General features: G+C 65.0%; 3 protein-coding genes. 1 reads left to right on the top strand and 2 read right to left on the bottom strand.

Annotated features, from left to right (window positions below):
• Positions 1-15: 15 nt before the first annotated feature.
• Together WCJ41_RS22185 and WCJ41_RS22180 are read right to left on the bottom strand one after the other, a co-directional pair.
• The gene (locus WCJ41_RS22185; protein ID WP_336908004.1) at positions 16-540 is read right to left on the bottom strand and encodes a hypothetical protein; all 525 of its coding nucleotides are present in this window, start codon (positions 538-540) and stop codon (positions 16-18) included.
• 52 nt (positions 541-592) lie between these two features.
• Positions 593-1,039 carry a hypothetical protein gene (locus tag WCJ41_RS22180; RefSeq protein WP_336908003.1) on the bottom strand — a complete coding sequence of 149 codons (447 nt, stop codon included), beginning with the start codon at positions 1,037-1,039 and terminating at the stop codon, positions 593-595.
• A gap of 220 nt (positions 1,040-1,259) precedes the next feature.
• Here WCJ41_RS22180 and WCJ41_RS22175 point away from each other — a divergent pair.
• Positions 1,260-1,627: recombinase family protein (locus WCJ41_RS22175; protein ID WP_336908002.1), on the top strand; the 368-nt coding region annotated here is incomplete at its 3' end.

The following is a 1,627-nucleotide window of genomic DNA, read 5'->3' as shown; positions in this document are numbered from 1 at the left end:
GGCGGGCTGAGTGGCCTAGAACAGCGCCTTCAGCTTCGCCGCCATGTCAGGGCTCAGCGGCACCACCAGCTCGGCATTGCAGGACGCGTGATAGGGCACCGGCGGATCGGCCGCAGCGAGGTCGGTGAAGCGGATGCTGGGGGCGGGCAAGCCGTCCTGCGGGCGCGACGGGTCCATCGAGGGAAGCGGAATGGTGTCCTTGCCTCCCAGCGTCGCGTCGTTCGGCACGTTGAGGCGCAAGTCGTTGCGGACGATCTGCTGCACCGCCACGGCGCAGCGGCGCGATGTGGCGGCAGGTGTGCCCTCAGCCACGGCGGGATCGACGTTGAGCGTGATGACCGATACCGTGCCATTCTCGTTGAGGCGGATCTCGAAGGTGCGAAACTGCTGCGGAAAGTCGCGCAACGACGATGTCTCGAACTGCCAGAAGCCCATTTCGGGATGCGCCGGATCAGGCGAGACGAAGGCCTTCACCGTGTTGAAGTGGCGGTGCCCGGAGATCCACATCAGCAGGTTCGGCGCAGCGTTGAGTGTCGCCACCAGATCCGCCAGGCTCACGGCAATGGCGAGGCCTAGCCGCCTGGCGCCCTGCTCACTTGCCGAAGAGACGCTGGAAGAAGCCTCGGGGTGTCGGCGCCTCCTTCGGCCCGGTCAGCTGCTTGACGGTTTCCTGCGCGCCCTCAAGGAGCTGCAGCAGCCGGTCACGTTCCCTTGCCGCCGCATCCTGCTGATCGTTGAGACGTCTCTGCGCCTCGGCCAGTTCCGACCTGAGACGCTCCGCCTCTGCCTTCGCCTGGTCGCGCTCCGCCTCCAGCAGCTGCGCCGCCTTGGCCTCCTCGGGCTTCGGCACGTCGTCGCGGCTGGCGGCAGTCTTCCCTCGGCTGCCTGCTTCACCAAACACCCGGACCAGGTCGGCGACGTCCAGCACCTGCCGGTCGCCCTCCTTCTGCAGCTGGAGATCGCCAGCCTTCAGCTTGCGGTAGATGCTGGCCTTTGAGGCCCAGCCGGCCTTGACGGCCTCGCTGATGCGGATGCGCATGTCTCTTGTTGCTCCGGTTCCGTCGTCTCGTTTCGCCTTATATCGTACCCTGAGACAGGTTTCTGAGACGTTGCACATGGCGCAACCTGAAGGATTGGATGTCTCACCCGCATCAGTCGCCGTTCTCACTACGCCTCAAACCGTCTCTTTTCGCTTGCACATGAGACGTCTCACGGCTATCTCTGTACACAACGAAACGGTTATGTACAGGACAGGGCAGATGAACAAGGCAATCGGCTACATCCGGGTCAGCACCACCGAGCAGGCTTCGGAGGGTGTTTCCCTTGAGGCGCAGCGGGCGAAGATCGCTGCCTGGGCCGTCGCCAACGATTACGAGCTAGTCGCCATCCACGAGGACGCCGGGATCACCGGCACCAGCATGGAGAAGCGGGCAGGACTCCAGGCTGCCATCGCCGCCACCGGCAAGGGCATGGCCTTGGTCGCCTACTCGATCAGCCGCCTTGCCCGGTCCACCGCCGACATGCTGGAGATCGCCGCAGGCCTCGAGAAGAAGGGCGCCGACCTCGTTAGCCTGACCGAGAAGATCGACACCACCACCGCCGCCGGGCGCATGGTCTTCCGCATGCT

This window comes from Aestuariivirga sp. (assembly GCF_037139295.1).
In the GTDB taxonomy this organism is placed as follows: domain Bacteria; phylum Pseudomonadota; class Alphaproteobacteria; order Rhizobiales; family Aestuariivirgaceae; genus Aestuariivirga.
This window is presented reverse-complemented; position numbering and strand designations above follow the sequence as displayed.

Bases quoted from the DNA above. Each gene is read 5' to 3' on its own strand.
- WCJ41_RS22180 (WP_336908003.1), bottom strand. From the start codon at position 1,039: ATGCGCATCCGCATCAGCGAGGCCGTCAAGGCCGGCTGGGCCTCAAAG.